Genomic DNA, 2,041 nt, shown 5'->3' on the forward strand with positions numbered 1-2,041 from the left:
ACCCGACCTACCGGTCTACCGGTCCTCCGTCAGGCCGTAGGTCGGGTTAGCGCAGCGTAACCCGACACCCGCGCCCTCACTCGTGACCCACACCTTCCAAGACCTCGTCCTTGCACGCCCAATCCCGCGGATAAAGCCCGGCGTCCACAAACCGCAGAAAGCTCGAATACGGCCAATCCGCCACCGCGTCGACATACCCGTGTTTCACGGGATTATAATGGATGTAATCGACATGCCGGGAAAAATCCTCCTCGTCGCGGATCACATGCTCCCAATAACGATGTTGCCACAGCGCCCGTTCGCCCCTGGCGCATCGCGCCGGATTGGCCGGCGTCGGCAAGGGCCTGGGCCAGTGCTTCGTAACCCAGGTCTTCACCAGCCGCCAACGCAGCGAATAATCCGCATCGTCCCCGGGCAGCGTCCAGATACAATGCAGATGATCCGGCATGATGACAATCGCGTCGATCCGAAACGGGCGTTTCTTCTTGACTGCACGAAACGCCTCGCGCAGGCAATCGATACTCTCCGGGTCCGTAAATTGCGGGCGGCGATCCTGGGTGACCAGGGTAAAGAAGAAGGTGCCGCCGGGGAGGATAGCGCGTCGGTATTTCATCGTGTGGAGTGGTCGTGCCGGCGTCTCGTCGGGTTACGCTTCGCTAACCCGACCTACGGCCTTCGGCTCGTCTGGAGTCTCCAAGTGCGCGTAGACCCAGACATTCGTGTCGATGAAGGGCTCACCGCTCATGGAGTTCATCCCGGCCCACGATAACCCGTTCGGCAACTCGCAAGGTCTGATAGCGAGGGCGCAATTGGGCGTCGGCCGTCGGCCCCTGGTCATCAAGTGGCAACACAATGACCTCCAGCCGTCGGTGCCGCAGTTCGGGCGGCAGCTCGATCAAGAGTTGATTGGCGGCGTCATCGACAATGCTGCGTATCGCGTGCATAACAGTCACCGTTGCTGAGGGTTCTGAGGGGCTGACGCCGCTGACGGCTCGGTCTCCTGCACTCGGACCTCACCGGACATCAGCTTGGGGAGGAGGAGGTCGCGGGTTTGGGCGAGGGTGCGGGATTCTTGCTTGTTTGCTTCCATACGATCAACCAGTGGCGCGCAGGAGTCTGAAAAGGCTTGTATAACGGAAGTGACGCCTTTGATAAACTTCGTGTTGCCCACAACGTCGGGGCGAACGGCCGGATAGGCGGCACCGTCGGCACGATGTGAGAGTCGCTCGATGTTCTCAGGCGCGGTGGCCGCAAAGTACACCACTTCGCGGTAAAGCGGTTGCTTTGGCCGCAGTACAGCGAAACCTGTGCTTCCGGTCAAGCCGTTCTCTCCTATGAATGCGTAGGAACCGTTTCCGGGCCTCACGGTGCCGACGATGGTGTCTCCAAGACGCAAGACCCGGCGCGCTCGACTGGGGGCATCGCTCCAAAGATACCATTCTGTCGCCTCAATGGTTCCCCATTTTGTGTTGGCCAAATCGACATACGCGACGTGATCGGGGCTGCGCTTGGCCGACCAGGATTCAGAATTCAGGTCGGCAACATCCGCGAGCGTGCCACATTTCCATCCCTCCGGTTTGTCCTCCCTATCCAGGTGCTTGGGGAACAGCGACCATAGGTCGGAGGCGAGGTACGGTTCCAAGCCTTCCTGCTTGGCGCGGGTGGGGCCGAAATCGACGAACCAGTCCTTGAACAGCGCCCGCGCCATCGCCTCCAGCGTCTCGTTCATGCGGCGGTTCAGTTCGATCCTGTCGTCAAGGGTACCGAGTATACCTGCAATTGTCTTCTGGATTTTTGGCGCGGGCAAGGTGATGCGCAGGAATCCTTGATCGCGCAAGCTGAGGTAGGGGGCCATATCCGTGCTGTGCGCCAGCGCCCGGAGTTGGGTCCGGAACTCTTCGCTAAGAGGGTATAGACAAAATTAAGTCGTTGTCGTCATGCGTCGTAGAAGGATCCGCGCCTCAGTGAGCCAGACCCAGGCTTCGGACACGCACAGCAGGCGATCATGGTGCATGATCAAACGGCGTGCGCGCTCGTTCCA

At 60.2% G+C, this 2,041-nt stretch carries 3 protein-coding genes and 1 pseudogene; all 4 read right to left on the bottom strand.

From position 1 onward, the window contains the following. Nucleotides 1-76: 76 nt before the first annotated feature. On the bottom strand, nt 77-613 hold the full coding sequence (locus tag QZY48_RS30215) for a transposase (RefSeq protein ID WP_295437597.1): 537 nt from the start codon (nt 611-613) through the stop codon (nt 77-79). A gap of 121 nt (nt 614-734) precedes the next feature. After that, a complete protein-coding gene (locus QZY48_RS30220) occupies nt 735-944 on the bottom strand; it encodes a hypothetical protein (protein ID WP_295437599.1) in 210 nt (69 codons plus the stop codon). Nucleotides 945-949: 5 nt separating this feature from the next. Next, nucleotides 950-1,855: a hypothetical protein gene (locus QZY48_RS30225; protein ID WP_295437600.1), complete on the bottom strand. Its 906-nt coding sequence runs from the start codon at nt 1,853-1,855 to the stop codon at nt 950-952. A 66-nt stretch (nt 1,856-1,921) separates the two neighbouring features. Beyond that, nucleotides 1,922-2,041 (bottom strand): annotated as a pseudogene (locus tag QZY48_RS30230) (IS5/IS1182 family transposase); the annotation flags it as partial.

Origin of the sequence: uncultured Thiodictyon sp., from assembly GCF_903828115.1 — a bacterium.
GTDB lineage: Bacteria > Pseudomonadota > Gammaproteobacteria > Chromatiales > Chromatiaceae > Thiodictyon.

Excerpts from the sequence above, each read along its gene's own strand:
- QZY48_RS30215 (WP_295437597.1), bottom strand. The coding sequence starts at position 613 with ATGAAATACCGACGCGCTATCCTCCCCGGCGGCACCTTCTTCTTTACC.
- QZY48_RS30225 (WP_295437600.1), bottom strand. The coding sequence starts at position 1,855 with ATGGCCCCCTACCTCAGCTTGCGCGATCAAGGATTCCTGCGCATCACC.
- QZY48_RS30220 (WP_295437599.1), bottom strand. The coding sequence starts at position 944 with ATGCACGCGATACGCAGCATTGTCGATGACGCCGCCAATCAACTCTTG.